Origin of the sequence: Microbacterium pseudoresistens (genome assembly GCF_013409745.1) — a bacterium.
Taxonomy (GTDB): Bacteria; Actinomycetota; Actinomycetes; order Actinomycetales; family Microbacteriaceae; genus Microbacterium; species Microbacterium pseudoresistens.
Genome location: NZ_JACCBH010000001.1, coordinates 1,416,783 through 1,435,947, shown reverse-complemented (window position 1 = coordinate 1,435,947; position 19,165 = coordinate 1,416,783). Strand labels below are relative to the sequence as shown.

At 70.5% G+C, this 19,165-nt stretch carries 17 protein-coding genes and 1 riboswitch; of the genes, 2 read left to right on the top strand and 15 right to left on the bottom strand.

Translation table 11 applies throughout. From position 1 onward, the window contains the following. Nucleotides 1-56: 56 nt before the first annotated feature. The 3 genes from BKA02_RS07105 to BKA02_RS07095 form a co-directional block, all read right to left on the bottom strand. Nucleotides 57-881 (bottom strand): energy-coupling factor transporter transmembrane component T family protein, encoded by an 825-nt coding sequence (locus BKA02_RS07105; RefSeq protein ID WP_179432602.1) that lies wholly within the window; start codon nt 879-881, stop codon nt 57-59. Continuing rightward, entirely contained in the window at nt 878-2,356 is a 1,479-nt protein-coding gene (locus BKA02_RS07100; RefSeq protein ID WP_179432600.1) for an ABC transporter ATP-binding protein, read from the bottom strand. Before BKA02_RS07100 ends, BKA02_RS07105 begins: the two co-directional genes overlap by 4 nt. A 1-nt stretch (nt 2,357) precedes the next feature. Next, nucleotides 2,358-3,020, bottom strand: coding sequence for an ECF transporter S component (locus BKA02_RS07095; protein WP_179432598.1), 663 nt, complete (start codon nt 3,018-3,020; stop codon nt 2,358-2,360). Beyond that, nucleotides 3,013-3,122: riboswitch (TPP riboswitch) on the bottom strand. Its footprint overlaps the gene before it by 8 nt. A gap of 74 nt (nt 3,123-3,196) precedes the next feature. On the opposite strand from BKA02_RS07095, the gene BKA02_RS07090 reads away from it, so the two are divergent. Beyond that, nucleotides 3,197-4,657, top strand: a complete 1,461-nt coding sequence (locus BKA02_RS07090; protein ID WP_179432596.1) for a D-alanyl-D-alanine carboxypeptidase family protein — start codon at nt 3,197-3,199, stop codon at nt 4,655-4,657. A gap of 84 nt (nt 4,658-4,741) precedes the next feature. Here BKA02_RS07090 and BKA02_RS07085 read toward each other — a convergent pair whose 3' ends face one another. From BKA02_RS07085 to BKA02_RS07070, 4 genes are all read right to left on the bottom strand, one after another. Next, on the bottom strand, nt 4,742-6,946 hold the full coding sequence (locus BKA02_RS07085; protein WP_179435300.1) for an ABC transporter ATP-binding protein: 2,205 nt from the start codon (nt 6,944-6,946) through the stop codon (nt 4,742-4,744). 35 nt (nt 6,947-6,981) lie between these two features. Next, nucleotides 6,982-8,709, bottom strand: coding sequence for an ABC transporter transmembrane domain-containing protein (locus tag BKA02_RS07080; protein ID WP_179432594.1), 1,728 nt, complete (start codon nt 8,707-8,709; stop codon nt 6,982-6,984). A gap of 148 nt (nt 8,710-8,857) precedes the next feature. After that, entirely contained in the window at nt 8,858-9,085 is a 228-nt protein-coding gene (locus BKA02_RS07075; protein ID WP_343045366.1) for a hypothetical protein, read from the bottom strand. Nucleotides 9,086-9,216: 131 nt separating this feature from the next. After that, nucleotides 9,217-10,326, bottom strand: coding sequence for a 3-hydroxyisobutyryl-CoA hydrolase (locus tag BKA02_RS07070; protein WP_179432592.1), 1,110 nt, complete (start codon nt 10,324-10,326; stop codon nt 9,217-9,219). 141 nt (nt 10,327-10,467) lie between these two features. On the opposite strand from BKA02_RS07070, the gene BKA02_RS14230 reads away from it, so the two are divergent. Continuing rightward, nucleotides 10,468-12,873 (top strand): ATP-binding cassette domain-containing protein, encoded by a 2,406-nt coding sequence (locus tag BKA02_RS14230; RefSeq protein ID WP_218844493.1) that lies wholly within the window; start codon nt 10,468-10,470, stop codon nt 12,871-12,873. A 21-nt stretch (nt 12,874-12,894) separates the two neighbouring features. On the opposite strand, the gene BKA02_RS07060 is transcribed toward BKA02_RS14230, so the two are convergent. The 8 genes from BKA02_RS07060 to BKA02_RS07025 form a co-directional block, all read right to left on the bottom strand. Continuing rightward, the gene (locus BKA02_RS07060) at nt 12,895-13,344 is read right to left on the bottom strand and encodes a hypothetical protein (protein WP_179432590.1); all 450 of its coding nucleotides are present in this window, start codon (nt 13,342-13,344) and stop codon (nt 12,895-12,897) included. 115 nt (nt 13,345-13,459) lie between these two features. Next, nucleotides 13,460-14,782 carry a glutamate-1-semialdehyde 2,1-aminomutase gene (locus BKA02_RS07055; RefSeq protein ID WP_179432588.1) on the bottom strand — a complete coding sequence of 441 codons (1,323 nt, stop codon included), beginning with the start codon at nt 14,780-14,782 and terminating at the stop codon, nt 13,460-13,462. Nucleotides 14,783-14,897: 115 nt separating this feature from the next. Then, entirely contained in the window at nt 14,898-15,881 is a 984-nt protein-coding gene (gene hemB / locus BKA02_RS07050) for a porphobilinogen synthase (protein WP_179432586.1), read from the bottom strand. After that, nucleotides 15,878-16,687, bottom strand: a complete 810-nt coding sequence (locus BKA02_RS07045; protein WP_246285990.1) for a uroporphyrinogen-III synthase — start codon at nt 16,685-16,687, stop codon at nt 15,878-15,880. Before BKA02_RS07045 ends, hemB begins: the two co-directional genes overlap by 4 nt. Next, nucleotides 16,674-17,702 carry a hydroxymethylbilane synthase gene (hemC, locus tag BKA02_RS07040; protein ID WP_179432584.1) on the bottom strand — a complete coding sequence of 343 codons (1,029 nt, stop codon included), beginning with the start codon at nt 17,700-17,702 and terminating at the stop codon, nt 16,674-16,676. The genes BKA02_RS07045 and hemC overlap by 14 nt, the downstream gene beginning before the upstream one ends. Nucleotides 17,703-17,711: 9 nt before the next feature. After that, nucleotides 17,712-18,428, bottom strand: a complete 717-nt coding sequence (hemQ, locus tag BKA02_RS07035; protein ID WP_179432582.1) for a hydrogen peroxide-dependent heme synthase — start codon at nt 18,426-18,428, stop codon at nt 17,712-17,714. A gap of 66 nt (nt 18,429-18,494) precedes the next feature. Then, nucleotides 18,495-18,767: a hypothetical protein gene (locus tag BKA02_RS07030; protein WP_179432580.1), complete on the bottom strand. Its 273-nt coding sequence runs from the start codon at nt 18,765-18,767 to the stop codon at nt 18,495-18,497. Then, a complete protein-coding gene (locus tag BKA02_RS07025; protein ID WP_179432578.1) occupies nt 18,754-19,161 on the bottom strand; it encodes a phage holin family protein in 408 nt (135 codons plus the stop codon). Before BKA02_RS07025 ends, BKA02_RS07030 begins: the two co-directional genes overlap by 14 nt. Nucleotides 19,162-19,165 lie beyond the last annotated feature (4 nt).

Below are 19,165 nucleotides of genomic sequence, written 5' to 3'. Positions count from 1 at the left end.
GGATGCCTGTTCTCGGATGGATGCCCACGCGCCACGTACTCGACCCGCACGCGCTCTCAGCTCCAGATGAAGCGGAAGGTTCCGGCGGCCACGGCGGCGGCGAGCGCCAGCGCCATGATCGCCAGGCCGCCCGCGAGCGCCACGGCATCGCGCCACGACAGGCGCGACGGCCGCGACCAGGTGCGCGGGATGTCGGAGCCAAAACCGCGCGCCTCCATCGCCATGGCCAGCTTCGTGCCCCGCCGCACGGCGAACACGAGCAGCACGAACGACATCGACAGGAACCGCCGGATCACGCCACGGTCACCCACCCCGCGCGCCCGGCGGGCGAGAATCATGGTGCGCCAGTCGTCGACGAACAGTCCGAGCATCCGTGTGCCGGCGAGCACGCCGAGCACGAACCGGCTGGGCAGATGCGCGACCTGCGCGAGCGCATCCGCGAGCTCAGTGGGATCGGTCCGGCCGAACAGCAGGATGGTGGGCAGGCCCAGGGCGATGACGCGGACGCTCACCGCGATGGCGAGCTGGATCGATCCCTCGCTGATCGTGGCGAAGCCGAAACTCCACAGCACCCGGCCCTCGGGCGCGGCGTAGAGCAGCATGCTGATGCCCGCCACCGGCGCGATCGCGAGCAGCAGGGCGAGTCGGCGCAGCACCGTACCCACCGACAGACCCGTCAACGGAACGCACAGCAGCTGCAAGCCGATGGCGACCAGACCGCTCACGACGTCGATCGAGGCGAACAGCGGGATCGACAGCACGAGCGCGAGCACGATGCGGGTGACGGGGTTGACCCCCGCGATCCAGGGCGCGCGGCCGACCTCGTCCTTCCCCGGCGCCGTCGCGGGCAGAGCGGGGACGAGCTCGCGGGCGCGGCTCATGCGGCCGCCTCCGTCCCGCCCGCATCGGGAGTCAGCGCGATCCGGTGCCCGCCGAGATGGCGCACCACCTCGGCGTCATGCGTGACGGCGATGATCGCCGTTCCCGCGGCGATCTGCTCCTGCAGCATCGTGACGAGCTCGATCCATCCGCGCCGGTCCTGCCCGAAGGTGGGTTCGTCGAGCACGATCACCGACGGCGATGCCGCCAGCACGGTCGCGACCGACAGGCGCCGCTTCTGGCCGCCCGAAAGGGTGAACGGGTTGGCGGCGGCGAGCGGGGCGAGCCCGATCCGCTCCAGCAGCCCGTCGACGACTGCATCGATCCGCGCATCGTCGTATCCGAGAGCCCGCGGCCCGACCGCCAGCTCCTCGCGCAGCGTCTGGGCGAGGAACTGGTGCTCCGGCTCCTGGAACACCGTGCCGATGCGAGTGAGCAGCTCGCGCGACGACCAGTGGTCGGGATGCAGGCCGCGGCGCCCGCGCAGGCGCTCGGCCGCGACCACCTCGCCCGCCAACGGAGGCAGCAGCCCCGCGAGCGTCAGCGCGAAGGTCGACTTGCCGGCACCATTGGGCCCCGTGATCGCCGTCGCCGACGCATCCGGGATGCCGACGTCGAGTCCGGCGCGCACCGCATGACGACGGTCGCGTGACACGGCGAGTCCCTGCGTGCGCAGCACATCCGTCGCTCCCGATGCGGATGCCGTCGGCAGCACCGGCAGTCGGATCGGATGCCCGGGCACCCACACCCCCGCATCGGCGAGCGCGTCGCCGTGGCGGGCGAACACCTCGGCGGGCGCGCCGTCGGCGAGCAGCCCGCCGTCGGCGGCCACCACGATCACCCTCGTCATCAGGTCGGTCCACACCTCGGTGCGATGCTCGATGACGACGAGCGTCGCCCCGGTCTCCTCCACGACGCGCTGCACGCTGCCGCGGATCTCCTGCACGCCCTCGGGGTCGAGGTTGGCGGTGGGCTCGTCGAGCAAGAGGAGTCCCGGACGCATCGCGAGGGCTCCCGCGAGCGAGAGGCGCTGCTTCTGCCCGCCCGAGAGCGCCTTGGTCGCGCGGCGCGGCGGCACATCGAGTCCGACGGCCTCCAGCGCCTCGGCGACCCGGACGGGGATCTCCGCGGTAGGCACGCCGAGGTTCTCGCAGCCGAACGCGACATCGTCGCCGACGCGCGAGAGCACGACACCGGCATCCGGATCCTGCAGCACGAGCCCCACGCGCCCGCGTTGCTGTTCGGGCCGTGTGCCGTCGATCGTGAGAGATCCGGACTCCTCCCCCTCCTCGGCGTCACCGAGAAGACCGGCCATCCCCGCCATCAGGGTGGATTTGCCGGCTCCGGATGCACCGAGCAGCAGCACGCGCTCGCCCGGCTCGATCGTCACCGTGACGTCGCGCACTGCGGGCAGGCGCCGCCCCGCGTATCGCCAGCCCCACCCCTCGGCGACGACGCGAGCGGGTGACACCGCCATGTCAGACCTCGATGCGCGTTTCGCGACCAGCCGCGAAACGGCTCAGCGCCCCTGTTGCGGCGAGAGCGCGCACGAGCAGCCAGCCGACGAGCCCCGCCAGGATCGCACCCGACACGACGAGCGAGCCGAGGTAGATCGCGTTGACCTCGAACGACTTGAGGATGTTGGGCGACGAGCCGTAGAAGAGCTCGAAGATCCAGGCACCCGCGGCCGCGCCGACACCGGCGAGCACCGCCACCGTCGGGGTGAAACGGCGGTACAGGAACAGCGCGAAGACGAGCTCGGCACCAAGGCCCTGCACGAGGCCCGACAGGATGGTCGAGACGCCCCATACGTTTCCGATGAGCATGGAGACGATCGCCGCGACGAGCTCGACGACCAGTGCGGCTCCCGGTTTGCGGATGACGAGGCCGCCCACGACACCGCCGAGCAGCCAGATGCCCGCCGCGATGCCGCCGAAGCCGGGCGTGAGGCCGTCGGCCGCGGTGAACCAGGCGTAGCCGATGGTGTTCCACACCCAGAAGACGAGCCCGATCGCCACACCGAGGACGGCGGCGACGACGATGTCGACGACGCGCCAGCCGCGCCGCTCGGATCGGCCGGTGACGGATGCGCGCGATGCGGATTCCTCCGCGGTGGACGGCGTGAAGGCAGACGTGTTCATTGATACTCCTCCCTGCGCCGGCATTATCCGGATCAGGTTCGACGGTCGAAGCGCGGTTCGCTTCCTCTCAGCCCGAATGCTCGGACTCCCGTGGTTTCGCGCCATACTATCGCGGAACGCGGTGCGATGCGGCGTCGAGGGCGACACGGTCGCGACGCACGGGTACGGTAGAGCGGGTGAGCATCGACGAGGCCGATCCCGCGCCCCCCGCCGCGCCGGCGGTCAACCCGCCCTCACCCGCTACCGAAGCCGGCCTCGAATCCGCCCCCGAACCCCGCCTCGACCCCGTGGGCGACGCGCTCGCCTGGGTCGACGAGGAGCGCCTGGCGGCCTCCTCGGCATCCGGCTCCTCGACGACTGCCGCCTACACGCGGCGTGATCTGCTCAGCGACGGGCCGCATCGATTCCGCTCCCGCGCCGGGGTGATCGTGCCGCTGACCGTGCTCGCCGCGGCGCTGGGCACCTACGCCGTGACCACAGCGCTCTGGCCGCTGCACAACGTCGCACCGGCCGTCTCAGCCGTCGACTTCACCCCCGCAGCCGCCCCCGCAGCCGCCGTCACCTGGCCCACCGCGGGCACCGCCGCGATCGGCATCGAGGGGTTGAGCACGGTGGCCGCGAACGAGAGCCAGGTGCCGATGGCCAGCCTCACCAAGGTCGTCACCGTGCTCACCGCGCTGGATGCGCTGCCGCTGGGCGTCGGCGAGCAGGGGCCGACGTTCTCCTTCGACGACGTCGACAGCGCCGAGTACTGGCAGTACCGCGAAGAGAACCAGTCCTCGCTCGATGTGCCCGTCGACGGCGTGCTCACCGAGTACCAGCTGCTCCAGGGCATCCTCATGGGCTCGGCCAACAACTACGCGGATCGGCTCTCGGACGAGATCTGGGGATCGGACCGCGACTTCGTCGCCGCCGGCGAGCGGTGGCTCTCGCAGCGCGACCTCGCCGGGATCGAGCTGGCGACCCCCTCGGGCTTCGCGTGGGACAACATCGCCACCGCCCGCGCCCTCGTCGAGCTCGGCAAGATCGCCGTCGCCAACCCGGTGATCGGAGAGATCGTGGCGACCCAGGCCGTCGACCTGCCCGGGGCAGGCACCGTGACCAACACGAACCGGTTGCTCGGCCAGCCCGGCTACATCGGCATCAAGACGGGAACGATCGGCGAAGACGAACAGGAGCTGTTCAACCTGCTCACCGCCAAGGAGATCACCGTCGACGGCACCACGGTGCGGATGTTCGCCGCCGTCGTCGCCCAGCCCGACGACGCCTCCCGCTACGACGGCACCGCGGCGCTATACGACGAGGTCGAGGAGGCGCTGCGGAATCAGGCGCCGACGGTGGCGAAGGGTGCGGTGCTCGGCTCCGTCGACACCCTCTGGGGCGAGCACGTCGACGTCGTCGCGGGCGACGATGCGCGGGTCGTGCTGTGGAACGGCGCCGCGGCCTCCGGGACCACGGCGTTCTCGCTGGGCGATGACTGGGCCGAGGGGGCGAAGGCCGGCACGGTGACGATCACCGGGCCGCTCGATTCGACCGACGCCGAACTCGTGCTCGGCTCAGAGCTGCACGGCCCGGACTTCTGGTGGCGCCTCACGCATCCGCTCGAGCTGTTCGGTCTCGGCGCCGTCACCGGCTGAGCGGTCCCAGCGGAGCAGTCACCAGCACAGTGGCGCCGCGCCCCGTCTGGGGGCACGGCACCACTGCTCACTGCTGCGGTGTGCTCACTGCTGCGGCGATTCGCCGCCGTCGAGGAACACCTCGCGCGCAGCCGCTTCGGCCGTCGCGGGGTCGGAGGCGACCGTGGCCGCCGCCGCCGTCGCGATGTCGGCGGTGACTTCTCCCGCCGCCTCGCCCGTCACGATCACCGGTGAGGTTCCGGTGAGAGCCGCCTCGGCATCGACATCCGTCGCGGCCTGTTCGAACTGCGACTGGTACAGCCGCCAGTAGGCGCCCTCCGCCGAGATGAGCTCGTCGTGCGTGCCCTGCTCGACGATGTCGCCGTGCTCCATCACGAGGATGAGGTCGGCGTCGCGGATCGTCGAGAGCCGGTGCGCGATGACGAACGAGGTGCGTCCCTTGCGCAGCGCCGCCATCGCGTGCTGCAGCAGCAGCTCGGTGCGAGTGTCGACCGCGCTCGTGGCCTCATCGAGGATGAGGATCGACGGCCGCGCGACGAAGGCGCGCGCGATCGTGATGAGCTGGCGCTCTCCCGCCGACACGTTCGAGGCGTCTTCGTCGAGCACGGTGTCGTATCCGTCAGGAAGGGCGTGCACGAAACGGTCCACGTAGGTCGCCTTCGCGGCCTCGAGCACCTCGTCGTCGGTAGCTGTCGCCTTGCCGTAGCGGATGTTCTCCTGAATGCTCCCGGCGAACAGCCAGGGATCCTGCAGCACCATGCCGGTGCGCGCGCGCAGATCCTCGCGGGTCATCTCCGCGATGTCCTGCCCGTCGAGCAGGATGCGCCCCGAGTTCAGCTCGTAGAACCGCATGATGAGGTTCACCAGCGTCGTCTTGCCGGCACCCGTCGGCCCCACGATCGCGACCGTCTGGCCAGGCTCCACCCGGAACGACAGGTCGGTGATGAGGGGGCGCTCGGGGGTGTACGAGAACGCGACGTGCTCGAACTCGATCACGCCCTTGCCGTCGGTGACGGTCGGCGCGTCCTCGGCATCGGCCTCCTGCTCATCGGCGTCGAGCAGGTCGAACACCCGCTCGGCCGACGCCGTGCCGGACTGCACGACCGCCGCCATGCCGCCCAGCTCGGACAGCGGCTGGGTGAACTGCTGCGAGTACTGGATGAAGGCCTGCACGTCGCCGAGGCGGATCTGGCCGCTGGCGACCATGAGGCCGCCGAGCACGGCGATGCCCACGTACGTGAGGCTGCCGATGAACTGCATCGCCGGCATGATGATGCCGGAGAGGAACTGCGCCTTGAAGCTGGCCTGGAACAGCTCTTCGTTCTCGACCTGGAAGCTCTCCAGCGCATCCTTCTCGCGGCCGTACACCTTCACCAGCGCGTGGCCGGAGAACGCCTCCTCGACGCGAGCGTTGAGGCGGCCGACCTTCTTCCACTGCGAGCTGAACGCCTTCTGCGAGCGCGGTCCGATCACACCGAAGATCACGCCCATGAGCGGCAGGGCCACGAGGGCGACGAGTGCGAGCTGCCACGAGATGGAGAACATCATCACGAGCACGCCGACCACGGTGAGGATCGACGTCAGCGCCCCCGAGAGCGACTGCTGCATCGTCTGGGTGATGTTGTCGATGTCGTTCGTGACGCGCGAGATCAGCTCGCCGCGCTGCACCTTGTCGAAGTACGACAGCGGGAGCCTGTTGATCTTCGCCTCGACGTCTTCGCGAAGACGCCACATCGTGCGCACCATGATGACGTTGATGACGTAGCCCTGGATCCAGCTGAGAAGAGCCGAGACGACGTAGATCGCAAGCACCGCGGTGATGATCCACCGCAGCTGCTCGAAGTCGACGCCGGCACCGACCTGGAAGTCCTGCATCGCGGCGACCATGTTGGCGAAGTCGTTCTGCCCCTGCGAACGCAGCCGCTCGACGACCTGATCCTGCGACAGGTCGGCCGGAACGCCGTTGTCGCCCATCGCCTTGGAGACGAAGCCCTCGAACACCAGGTTGGTCGCCTGGCCGAGCACCTTCGGCGCGGCGACCGCCAGCACGACGCCGATCGCGCCGAGGATCGACACGATCACGAAGGCGACGGCGGAGGGCTTGAGCAGCCCCAGCATCCTCTTGAAGCTCGGCCAGAAGGTCTCGGCCTTGCCGGGGGCCGGCCCGTCGAACATGCCTCCGCCGTCGAGGCGCGCCTTCTCGGCGAGCTCCTCCTCGTACTTCTCCTCTTCGGAGAGCTCGGCGGTGGCGGTGGCCGCCCCCGTGCGCGCCTCGCGCGCGGCGATCATCCGTTCGCGACGGCTCAGCTTGGCCTCATCGGCGCTCATGCGTCCACCCCCAGCTGCGACTCGACGATCTCGCGGTAGGTGTCATTGGTCTCCAGCAGCTCCTCATGAGTGCCGACGCCCACCATCGTCCCGCCCTCGAGCACGACGATGCGGTCGGCATCGGTGATGGTCGACACGCGCTGGGCGACCACGATCTTGGTGACACCCGGCAGCTCGCGCCACAGCGCCTGGCGCAGTCGGGCATCGGTGGTGAGATCGAGCGCCGAGAACGAATCGTCGAAGACGAGCACCTGCGGCTGGTGCACGATCGCGCGGGCGATCGCGAGACGCTGGCGCTGCCCTCCGGAGACGTTCGTGCCGCCCTGCGCGATCCGCGACTCGAGCCCGTCGGGCATCTCCTCGACGAAATCCTTGGCCTGGGCGATCTCGAGTGCCTTCCACAGCTCTTCGTCCGTAGCGTCCTCGCGGCCGAAGCGCAGGTTGGACGCGATGGTGCCGGTGAACAGGAACGGACGCTGCGGGACGAGCCCGATGCTCTGCCACAGCGCGTCGACGTCGGCCTCGCGCACATCCGTGCCGCCGACCGCGACGCTGCCGCCGGTCACGTCGAACAGTCTCGGGATGAGCGAGACCAGGGTGGTCTTGCCCGCGCCGGTCGATCCGACGATCGCGACGGTGTCTCCTGGGTCGGCGGCGAAGCTGATGCCGGTGAGAACCGGAGCCTCGGCGCCGGGGTAGGTGAACTCGACGTCGTCGAAGGCGACGGCGCCGGGCTGCGCGAACTCGGTCGCCCCGTTCTCCGGGCGCGTCATGCTGCTCTCCGCGTCGAGCACCTCGCCCACGCGCTCGGCCGAGACGGCCGCGCGCGGGATCATCATCGCCATGAAGCTCGACATGATGACGCCGCCCATGATCTGCCCGATGTACTGCATGAAGGCGAACAGCGTGCCGATCTCGACATTGCCCGCATTGACCTCGATGCCGCCGAACCAGATGACGGCGACGACGGTGACGTTGAGGATGAGCATGAACAGCGGGAACAGGAGAACGAAGAGCGATCCGACCTTGCGGCCGACGATCATGATGTCGGTGTTCGCGTCGCGGAAGCGCTCCTCCTCGATGCGCTCGCGCACGAAAGCGCGCACGACGCGCACGCCGGTGAGCTGCTCGCGCATCACGCGGTTCACGGTGTCGAGCTTGGCCTGGAACCTGCGGAACAGCGGCACCATGCGTCCGATCACGAGTGCGGCGAGGATGAGCAGGACCGGGACGGAGACGGCGATGAGCCAACTGAGACCGACGTCCTGGCGCACCGCCATGATGATGCCGCCGATGGCGAGCAGCGGTGCGGTGACGAACATCGTCGCGCCCATCATCGCCAGCATCTGCACCTGCTGCACGTCGTTCGTGTTGCGTGTGATGAGCGAGCCCGCGCCGAAGCGCGAGACCTCGCGCTCGGAGAAGCCGCTGACGCGGGAGAACACGTCGCCGCGGATATCGCGGCCCAGCCCCATCGCGGCGCGCGCGGCGAAGTACGTGGCGATGACCGAGGCGACGATCTGCCCGAGCGAGACCGCCAGCATGAACAGGCCGTGCGACCAGATGAAACCGGTGTCGGCCTTGGCGACGCCCTCATTGATGATGTCGGCGTTGAGCGAGGGCAGGTAGAGCATGGCCATCGCACTGGCGAACTGGAAGACCAGCACGCCGAGCAGAAGCCATCGGTAGCGGGAGAGATAGCGGACGAGGAGCTTTCCGAGCACAGGCGGACTTCCTTGTGGGAGCAGAACTTGCTGGGGTGGAACGCGGGCACGAATGCCGCGTTATAGATTCGCACGGACCACCGACATTCTCACCGGCGAGATCGGGTGCTTCGCTGATAGCGAAACGATGCCGCGGGCCGGCCTGCCCTCAGCGTCCGACGATGAGGTGCGGCCTCGGCCCCTCGAGCCGCGCCACGGCGATCTTGACCTCCGTGAGCTCGGCACCCATGGCGTCGATCCGATCGGTGAGCTTCGTATCCACCGCGTCGATCCTGCGGACGACCCAGGCGAACCCGGCGAACATGGCGATGCCGATCGTCACCACGATCCCCGCCGCCGTGACGATCATCCCGAGAACCTCGAACGGCACGATCACGCCTCCATTCTGCCCCCGATCGGTGCGGCGACGCCACCGAAACGACGCGGCGGGGCGGACTCCGCCGGCGCCGGCGCCAGACACGGTGCACAACTCTGCGATCGGACGGACTGGGGAGGAGGACCGGCCCGTCAGTCCCAGAGCGCGACGGGCGGGGTGGCGTCGCGGGCGCCGGATGCGGCATCCGGTGCGAGCTCGACGATCGTAGCCGGCTGCCATTGCGGATCGCGGTCCTTGTCGACGAGCTGAGCGCGGATGCCCTCGACGAGATCGGGATGATGCTGCGCGAACCACAGCACCCGCCGGTATTCGCCCGCCAGCGCCTCGCGCAGATCGCTCATGCCCCGCGCCTCGCGCACGGCATCCAGCGCCACGGCGAGCGCCGTCGGAGAAAGCTGCTCGAGCAGGTCGGCCGTCTCCGCGGGCGTCGGCGCGCCCTCGACGCGGCCCTCCTCCGACGCTGCGCGCAGCCGCGCGACGACCTCGACGACGGAGTCGCCGGAGAACGCCTCATCGATCCAGCGCCGCGCCGATTCGAGCGCCGAGGGCCCGGGGGTCTCGTCGAACAGCAGCACGATCTCGCTGGGCCCCGTCGGATCGGCCCGATAGGCCAGCGCCTCGCGCAGCGCATCCAGGCGGTCGGAGGGAACGAGGTGATCGGCGAAGCCGGCATAGACCGCGTCGGCGCCCGTCATCGAGTCGCCCGTCATGGCGAGGTATTCCCCCAGACGCCCCGGCGCCCGCCCGAGCAGCCAGGTGCCGCCGACGTCGGGCGTGAACCCGATCCGCGTCTCGGGCATTGCGAGCCGGGACCGCTCGGTGACGATGCGGATCGCCGCGTGCCCTGCGACGCCCATACCCCCGCCCATCGTGATGCCGTCGGCGATCACGACCACCGGCTTCGGGTACTCGGCGATCTCGGCATCGAGCGCGTACTCTTCGCGGAAGAACGCAACAGTCTCGTCGACCCGGCCATCGCGGATGAAGTCGTACAGTGCGCGCACGTCGCCACCCGCGCACAGCCCGCGCTCCCCCGCGCCGTCGATGTACACGATCTGCACGTCGGTGTCGTCGCGCCACGCGTCGAGCGCGGCGCGCATGTCGCGGATCATCCCGAGATCCAGCGCGTTGAGCGCTTCGGGACGATCGAGGGTCAGGCGACCGACCGCCCCCTCCTTGCGAGCGAGGATGCGCGAGCGCGCGGAGGCTGTGGATGCGGAGTCGTCGGCGGTCGCGGTCACCCGTCCACGTTACCGCCGACGCATCGCCGCGCCTCTGCCGAGCGACAGCGAACCGGGCTCTATACCGCAGGTCGATGAGCGTTTTCAGGGAGTTTCCGGCAGGATAGGACGGGTATTGACCCTGACGACGAGAGGTCGCGGATGACCGACGGACAGCTGCTCGAGTTCTCCCGCGTGACGAAGCGCTTCGGTGCTCTCACGGCTGTGGACGACCTCACGGCGCGCATCGCACCCGGTGCGGTGACCGCGTTCCTCGGGCCGAACGGCGCCGGCAAGACCACCTCGCTGCGCATGCTTCTGGGCCAGATCCGGCCCACCGAGGGCACCGCCACCATCGGGGGCGTCGCCTACGCGGAGTTGAAGCACCCGCTGCGCATCGTCGGGTCGGTGCTCGAAGAGGCCTCGTACCGGCCGCGCCGCACCGCGATCCGTCAGCTCACGAACGCGGCCAAGGCCAACGGCATCCCGCTCGCCCGCGTGGGCGAGGTGCTGAATCTCGTGGGCCTGCAGAACGAGACGGAGACGCGGATCGGCGCGTTCTCGCTGGGTATGCGACAGCGTCTCAGCGTCGCCACGGCGCTGCTGGGCGATCCGGGTGCTCTCGTGCTCGACGAGCCGGCGAACGGGCTGGATCCCGAGGGCATCCGCTGGATGCGCCTGCTCATGCGCCGCCTGGCCGACGAGGGCCGCACCGTGCTCGTCTCCTCGCATGTGCTCAGCGAGATCGAGCAGATCGCCGACGATGTGCTCGTGCTCTCGAAGGGGCGCCTGGTCTACGCCGACAGCATCAGCAAACTCTCCGACCCCACCAACGGCTCGGTCATCGTCGACGCCGACGACCGCGACGCGCTCGCCCATGCTCTGAACGACAAGGGCTTGCGCTACGACGTGCTCCGCTCGGGCCTCACCGTGCACGACACCTCGGCCGGAGAGGTGGGCGCGCTCGCCGTGACGGCGGGCATCCCGCTCACCACGCTGCTGCAGCGCGGGCCGTCGCTGGAAGAGGTCTTCCTCGATCTGGTGCACGGCCGCCGCGCCTCGGTGACCGGTGCAGCCGACGCGGATGCAGAGCCCGGCACGACCGTGCTGCCCGTCGCGCGCGAGGCCAATGCCGATAGCGATGCCGAGAACACGGTCGATGCTCCCGCCGACGATCGGCGCGCCGACGAGCCCGATGAGGGGGTCGCCGACGATGCGACGACCGTGTTGCCGGTGTCGGCCGGATCCGCCACGACGGCGGCAGCCGCGGGGGCTCTCGCGGCCGGTGCCGCCCTGGGCGCCGGTGCGCTCGGTGCGAGCGGACTCGGCGCCGCCGGCGCCGCTCTCCGCAGCGACGCCGATGTCGACGAGGCGGATGCTTCGGACGCCGATGCGGATGCTCCCGAGTCGTCCGTCGAGGAGACCGAGGTCTCGTCTGACGAGGAGAACGCCGAATCCCGGGCGACCGAACCTGAGTCGGCCGAGACCGAGTCTTCCGAGGCTCAGACCTCCGAGGCTGAGTCTTCCGAGGCCGAGCCATTCGAGAGCGAGACGTCCGAGAGCGACCCGGTCGAATCCGAATCGTCCGAACAGAGCGACGCGACCGAGCCCGTCGACGAGCAGAGCACCGCCGAGCAGCCTCTCGACGAGGAGCAGGATGAACAGCTCGGAGACGAGGGCCACGACGCCGCCGAGCATCCTCAGAGCGATCAGGTTGACGACGAGCGGGCCGCCGAAGACACCTCGACCGCGGCGGGCGTCGCTCTGACCGCTCCGATCGCGAGCGACACCGACTTCGGCATCCCCGCCGCGCAGGGTGACGATTCGGAGCCCACCGAGACGCAGGGCGGCGCCAAGCTCCAGGGCGGGACCCTGCCGAACGCGACCGAGGCGATCTCGGTCGCCGCCGCCGCGGGCTCTGTTCCCACCTTCGAGGAGCTGCTGCGCGGCGCGCGTGCCTTCATCGAGCAGGACGACGCACACCAGCACGCGGAGGCCGACCCGTCGGTCGCCGAGGTGTTCACGCGTCCCGACCCGCAGCCGGAGGAGACCCCCGAGCCCGAGGCGGTTGCGGAATCCGACGACCCGCACGAGCACCAGGAACACGACGCTTCCGAGCGCGTCGCTTCCGACGCGGTCGCAGGCGCCGAGGCCGAGGCCGAGGAGACGTTCACGCCCGAGTCGGAGACCCACGAGCCTCCGACCGAGACCACGGAGATCGCGGGCATCGAGATCTTCTCCTCGCTCACCGACGGGCAGACACAGGAGATCCAGGTCGTCCTCGACCAGCCCGTCGAAGACGACGACCACGACGACGTCACCGCCGGCGAGCATCCGCAAGCCGCCGCGCTGAGCGCGTCGCTCGCCGCAGCTGCGCGGGCGTACTACGACGAGGAAGCCCCGTCATACACGCCGGGAGAGGCGGCGGAGGCATCCGAGACGACCGCGCCCGAAGCCGCTCACGAGGGCGAGCACAGCAACGACGGCGGGCACGACGCCGACCAGCACGAGCACGGCGAGGCTTCGGACCACGAGGACCACTCGCACGAACGGCACCACGAAGACTGATCGCCCCCGCAGCGGCTGACGTCAGGCGGTGGTGACCGCCGGGCGCGGCGCGCGGCGCTTGCGCCCCCGCTTGGAGGCGGGCGTGCTGTCGGTGAGGTCGGAGACATCGGCGGGCTCTGCCGAGACCTCGAGCCGCAGGGCCTTGGTCAGCGCGAGTCCATGGCGAGTGGTCAGCACGAGCCGTTCGTAGTCGGCACCCTCGAGGTCGATGACGACGCTCGGGCGTCGACGCCGGATGAGCACGAAGTCGTCGCCGGACGGCCCCTTCCAGGTGCCCGCGGCGAGCGCGCCGGGGATGTGCGTGCCTGGTGAGGCGACGCCGCGCAGCCAGGTCCACGCGTCGTCGGTGAGCTGCACCTTGCGGATCGCATCACGATCCACGCGGATGTTCTCGCGGTGGAATGTCATCGCCCGTTCGATCGGCGAGAGCACCACCTCGAGCCGCGTCCGATCGAGCAGCAGGGTGACCATGGCCACCAGTCTGCCAGGATGCCCGGCGATATCGGCTCGTGACATCCTCACAGGACGGCAACGATCCCTTGTCCGAACCCTCGCCCGGCTCCCGCACCGGCGCCGGAGTCGAGGATCAGGCCGTCGCCCGCGCCGCCGCCTCCGCCGCGGCGGGCAGTGCCGCCTCTATAGCGCCGAGGTCGTCATCGCCGTGCGCGGCGGTGAGGAACCACGCCTCGTAGACACTCGGCGGCAACGCGACGCCCTGCTCGCGCATCGCGTGGAAGAAGGGCGCGTAGCGGAACGCATCCTGCTCCTGTGCGCGAGCGTAGTCGTGCGGCGCCTCGGGGAGGAAGGCGACGCCGAACAGGTTGCCCGCCCGGGGCACCGCGTGCACGACGCCCGCGTCGGTGAGCGCGCGATCGAGGGATGCGGCGATCCGGACAGCCGCCGCATCCACGGTCGCGTATACCTCCGGGGTCGCCAGACGCAGGGTCGCCAGGCCTGCCGCGACCGAGAGCGGGTTCCCCGACAGAGTGCCCGCCTGGTACACCGGGCCGACGGGAGCGAGAAGGTCCATGACGGCAGCCCGCCCGCCGAGCGCGGCCAGCGGCATGCCGCCGCCGACGACCTTGCCGAACGTGATGAGGTCGGGAAGGTAGGTCTCACCCGCCTCCTGCTGCAGGCCCCAGTATCCGGCGGGATGCACGCGGAAGCCGGTGAGCACTTCGTCGAGGATCATCAGCGCGCCGTGCGCGTGCGCGGTCTCGGCGATGAGGGCGTTCAAGCCCGGGCGCGGTGCGACGACGCCCATGTTCGCCGCGGCCGCCTCGACGATGACGGCCGCGATGCGCTCGCCGTGCTCGGCGAACACGGCTGCCAGCGCATCCGGATCGTTGTAGTCGATCACGAGCGTATGGGCGGCGATCGGGGCGGGAACGCCGGCCGATCCGGGCAGCGCGAGGGTGGCGACGCCCGAGCCTGCGGCGGCCAGCAGTCCGTCGGAGTGGCCGTGGTAGTGCCCGGCGAACTTCACCAGCAGGTCGCGCCCGGTCGCCCCGCGCGCGAGCCGGATCGCCGTCATCGTCGCCTCGGTGCCCGTGGAGACCAGGCGCACGCGTTCGACGGGGCGTGCATCGCCCACGCGCACGCGGTCGGCGATGACGGTGGCCAGCTCGACCTCCCCTTCGGTGGGCGCGCCGAACGACAGCCCGCGAGCGGCAGCGTCCTGCACGGCGGCGACGATCTCGGGATGCGCGTGCCCGAGCAGCGCGGGCCCCCACGAGGCGACGAGGTCGACGTACTCGCGCCCCGCGGCATCGGTGACCTTCGCCCCGCGCGCACTCGCGAGGAACCGGGGGGTGCCGCCCACCGATCCGTACGCGCGCACGGGCGAGTTCACCCCACCGGGGATCACCGTGCGGGCGGCGTCGAACAGCTCGTCATTGCGGTCGATCATGGCGTCCATCCTCCCCCGCCGCGCTATGCGGATGCTCATCGCGTTCGGTTCGGCCGGGAGGACGGATCGCGCAACCCGGATCGGAGAGGCCGCTCGATCGCGCCGGGGGCCCGACTCAGCCGCGGCGCCAGCGGGCGGCCTCGACGGCCCAGTAGGTGAGCACGGCGTCGGCGCCGGCGCGGCGGATCGACAAGAGCGACTCGAGGATCGCCGCCCGACGGTCGATCCATCCGTTCCCCGCGGCGGCCTCGATCATGGCGTACTCGCCGGACACCTGGTACGCCCACACGGGAACGGCCACGGTATCGCGCACCTCGCGCAGCACGTCGAGGAAGGCCATCGCGGGCTTGACCATCACGACATCGGCGCCCTCGGCCTCATCGATCGCGGCCTCGCGCACGCCCTCGCGCCGGTTGCCGGGGTCGAGCTGGTAGGTGAGGCGGTCGCCCTGCAGTTGCGAGTCGACGGCTTCGCGGAAGGGACCGTAGAAGGAGCTGGCGTACTTGGCGGCGTATCCGAGCAGGAGCGTGTCGATGAAGCCCTCGGCATCCAGCGCGTCGCGCACGACGGTGACCTGGCCGTCCATCATTCCCGACAGCCCGAGCAGATGAGACCCTGCGCGAGCCTGGGCGAGCGCCATGGCGACGTAGCGATCCAGGGTCGCATCGTTGTCCACGGCGCCGTCGGCGGTGAGCACGCCGCAGTGACCGTGGTCGGTGAATTCGTCCAGGCAAAGGTCGGTCTGCACGACGAGCGCGTCGCCCACCTCGGCGACGACAGCCTCGGTCGCGACGTTCAGGATGCCCCGAGGGTCGTCCGCGCCGGATCCGCGCCCATCGCGCACGGCAGGCACGCCGAAGAGCATGATGCCCGAGACCCCGGCCTCGGCGGCCTCGGCGGCGGCGCGACGCAGTGAGCCGATGGTGTGCTGCACGACGCCGGGCATCGAGCCGATCGGCACGGGATCATCGATGCCCTCGCGCACGAAGGCGGGCAGGACGAGGTGGCGCGGGGCGAGATCGGTCTCCCGCGTCAGCTCCCGCACGGCGGGGTTGCGCCTCAGACGGCGCGGACGGATGCGCGGCGCCGGTCCGGTCACGGCGCGAACTCGTCGGCGGCGTGCGGCAGGGTGAACTGCGAGACCGCGTCGATGAGCGCATCCACCGTCTGCTGGTCGGCGACGATCGAGACGGGCAGGCCCGCCTTCTTCGCATCCTTCGCGGTGCGCGGCCCGATCGCCGCCAGCAGTGTCGCATCGGGGATCTCGGGGAACTGCGCCCGCACCTGCTCGGCAACGGATCCGCTCGTGACCAGGATCGCGTTGATGCGTCCATTCTCCACATCGCGGCGGATGCGGTCGGTGACCGGCACACCCACGGTGCGGTAGGCGACGACGCTCGACACGTCGTGCCCCGCCTTGATGAGCGACTTCGTGAGCACCGGCTTGGCGATCTCGCTGCGCAGGGTGAGGATGCGGCGCGGCTCGGACTCCAACGCGATGAGCTGCTCGGCCATGCCCGCCGCCGAGTTGTCGGTGTCGGGGACGAGATCGACGCGGTAGCCGACGGCCTGCAGCGCGGCGGCCGTGGTCTCGCCGACGGCGGCGACCTTCGTCGACGGGTGGATCGTGGCGCGCTGCGCGAAGAGCACATCCACCGTCGTCGCGCTGGTGACGGTGAGCCAGTCGAACGATCCGTCGGCCAGACCCACCAGTGCCGCGTCGAGCGCGGGCTGATCGGTCGTCGGGGCGAAGTTGATGAGCGGAGCGACGACGGGGACGGCGCCCTGCAGGCGCAGGCTCGCCGCGACACCGTCTCCCCAGGGGCCCCCGCGGGGGACGAGAACGCGCCAGCCGCTCAGGGGCTTCGGGATCGGCTTCGTGTGAGTGTGGTCAGTCATGGTCATCGGGATGATCGTGCGGGAGGAGGTCGGCCGCCCCACGTTCGAGCAGCCGACGGGCAACAGAGAACCCGAGCTCGCGAGCAGCGAAGATCGGGTCAGCACCATCGGCAGCGTCCGCATCATTGCCACTGCCGTTCTGCCGAATATACCCCTCACCCAGGGTTTGCGTGACATCGAGGCCGATCCGCCACCCGTCGCCGGGCGCGTAGACGACGGCGCGGATCCTCAGATCGTCCCCCTCGACGACGGCGTGCGCGGCCATCGGCGCCTGGCAGCCCGCATCCAGCCCGGCGAGCACCGCACGCTCCGCGGTCACCGCGATGCGGGTGTCGAGATCGTCGAGCACGGCGAGGGCGGCGCGCAGCTCGTCGGGCGCGTCCTCCCGCGTCTCCACGGCCAGCGCCCCCTGTCCCGGAGCCGTGGGCCATTCGGCCAGCCCCAGCGACTCGGCCCGCAGGTCGCCCAGCGGATCGCCGTCCAGGCGCGAGAGGCCCGCCGCGGCGAGGATGACGGCATCCAGCTCTCCCGAGGCGACCCGGGCAAGGCGCGAGTCGACGTTGCCACGGATGTCGACGGCGCGGGAATGCGGCGAACGGATGCGCGTCTGCGCGATGCGTCTAGGCGAGCCCGTGCCCACGGTCGCCCCCGGCGGCAGGGCATGCAGCGCGGTTCCCGTGCGGGTGACGGCGACGTCGCGGGCATCCGCGCGCGGTGGAATCGCCGCGATCACGAGCCCGTCGGGCCGCGCCGTCGGCAGGTCCTTGAGGGAGTGCACGAGCAGATCGCACTCGCCGCGGAGCATCGCCTCTCGCAACGACGTCGCGAACACGCCCCGCCCGCCGATCTCCGACAGGGAGGCGCGGTTGGTGTCGCCCTCGGAGACGATCGAGACGAGCTCGACCTCGCGTCCGGCGGCCTCGCGGAGAACGGCGGCGACGTGACCGGACTGCGCCCGGGCGAGAGCGCTGCGGCGCGTGCCGAGACGGATCGGAGCCCCGGATCGGGTACTGGTGCTCATGACCGCCTCCTACTGGAGGACGTCCGCGATCTCATCGAGGCGCAGCCGCCGCCCGGTGTAGAACGGCACCTCCTCCTTCACATAGCGGCGCGCCTCGGTGTACCGCAGATCACGCATGAGGTCGACCAGCTCGGTGGGGTCATCGGACTCCAGCGGCAGCAGCCATTCGTAGTCGCCCAGCGCGAAGGCGGCGACGGTGTTGGCGATGACACCGGTGAACGCGGCTCCCTTGCGGCCGTGGTTCGCGAGCATGGCGCGCCGCTCCTCCTCGGGCGCAAGGTACCACTCGGGCGTGCGCACGAACGGGTACAGGCACAACCATGCCTTCGGCTCGACGCCGCGCAGGAAGCCGGGCACGTGCTGCCGGTTGAATTCGGCGTCGCGGTGCGCGCCCATGACGTTCCACACCGGCAGCAGCGGGCGCAGCATCTCGGTGCGCCGCAGCCGTCGCAGATCGCGCTGCAACGCCTCGGGCGTATCGCCGTGCAGCCACACCATGAGGTCGGCGCCTGCCTTCAGGCCCGACACGTCGTAGAAGCCGCGCACCGTGACACCGCCGGCCTCGATGTGCGCGACGATGTCTTCCAGCTCCGTCGCATCCGTCTCCGTCACGGGCACATCGGGGTTTCGGCGCCACACCGCCCACAGCGTGAAGCCGGTGGGATCCTCTGCGGAGGCGGACTCTGCAGTCGAGGATGCGGGGGGAGTCACGACGGAATCGGGCATGTCTCCAGTGTGCCTCTTCCGACCCGGAAGGGCGAACGTCGTGACAGCCCGCTCAGCGGGAGCGGCTCAGCGTGAGACGAGCCTGGCGATGCCCCAGACGATCCCGCCGACCGCGATCGCGACGCCGACGACCGCGGCGACGGCCCCCACGGGGTTGCGCTGCGCGAAGGAGCGCGCCTTGACCGTGGCCGCCGCCGAGGCCTTCTGCACCCGGCGCGGCACGTTGGCCTTGTCTTCGATCGCGGCCAGGGCCGCCTTCAACTCGGCCCGGGCCGATTCGACCGGGTCGACGATGCCGTGCGGAACGGCGGTGCGCGGCAGCGATTCAGGCGTCGTCATGGCCGGCCCCCTTCACGAGTCGGATGTCGGTGGACACGGCCTCGGCCGGGTTGTCGCGCTGCACGACGCGGCGGAACTTCAACAGCCCCAGCAGCGCGAAGAAGAGCACGACGAGGATCAGGCCGGCGAACACGACGATCGCCGACAGCCAGACCGGCCACCACGAGGAGATGCCCGCGATGGCGAACACGAGCAGCACGGGGATCGCCCAGAACAGGAAGAACAGCGCGATGACGAACCAGACGCTGCCGACGCCGGCATCCTTCGCCGTGCGCGAGACCCACGACTTGGCGGCGTTGACCTCAGCGGTGACGAGATTGCGAGTGAGTTCGGGGAGGTCCCCGAGCAGCGTCAGCAGGCCGTCATCGGCACGGTTGCGATATCCACGTGTCATCGAT

What these genes read in the sequence shown, in the direction of transcription:
- BKA02_RS07105 (WP_179432602.1), bottom strand. Translation starts at nt 881, where the DNA reads ATGAGCCGCGCCCGCGAGCTCGTCCCCGCTCTGCCCGCGACGGCGCCG.
- BKA02_RS07100 (WP_179432600.1), bottom strand. Translation starts at nt 2,356, where the DNA reads ATGGCGGTGTCACCCGCTCGCGTCGTCGCCGAGGGGTGGGGCTGGCGA.
- BKA02_RS07095 (WP_179432598.1), bottom strand. Translation starts at nt 3,020, where the DNA reads ATGAACACGTCTGCCTTCACGCCGTCCACCGCGGAGGAATCCGCATCG.
- BKA02_RS07085 (WP_179435300.1), bottom strand. Translation starts at nt 6,946, where the DNA reads ATGATCGCCGCGCGCGAGGCGCGCACGGGGGCGGCCACCGCCACCGCC.
- BKA02_RS14230 (WP_218844493.1), top strand. Translation starts at nt 10,468, where the DNA reads ATGACCGACGGACAGCTGCTCGAGTTCTCCCGCGTGACGAAGCGCTTC.
- BKA02_RS07060 (WP_179432590.1), bottom strand. Translation starts at nt 13,344, where the DNA reads ATGGTCACCCTGCTGCTCGATCGGACGCGGCTCGAGGTGGTGCTCTCG.
- BKA02_RS07055 (WP_179432588.1), bottom strand. Translation starts at nt 14,782, where the DNA reads ATGATCGACCGCAATGACGAGCTGTTCGACGCCGCCCGCACGGTGATC.
- BKA02_RS07045 (WP_246285990.1), bottom strand. Translation starts at nt 16,687, where the DNA reads ATGACCATGACTGACCACACTCACACGAAGCCGATCCCGAAGCCCCTG.
- hemC (WP_179432584.1), bottom strand. Translation starts at nt 17,702, where the DNA reads ATGAGCACCAGTACCCGATCCGGGGCTCCGATCCGTCTCGGCACGCGC.
- hemQ (WP_179432582.1), bottom strand. Translation starts at nt 18,428, where the DNA reads ATGCCCGATTCCGTCGTGACTCCCCCCGCATCCTCGACTGCAGAGTCC.
- BKA02_RS07030 (WP_179432580.1), bottom strand. Translation starts at nt 18,767, where the DNA reads ATGACGACGCCTGAATCGCTGCCGCGCACCGCCGTTCCGCACGGCATC.
- BKA02_RS07025 (WP_179432578.1), bottom strand. Translation starts at nt 19,161, where the DNA reads ATGACACGTGGATATCGCAACCGTGCCGATGACGGCCTGCTGACGCTG.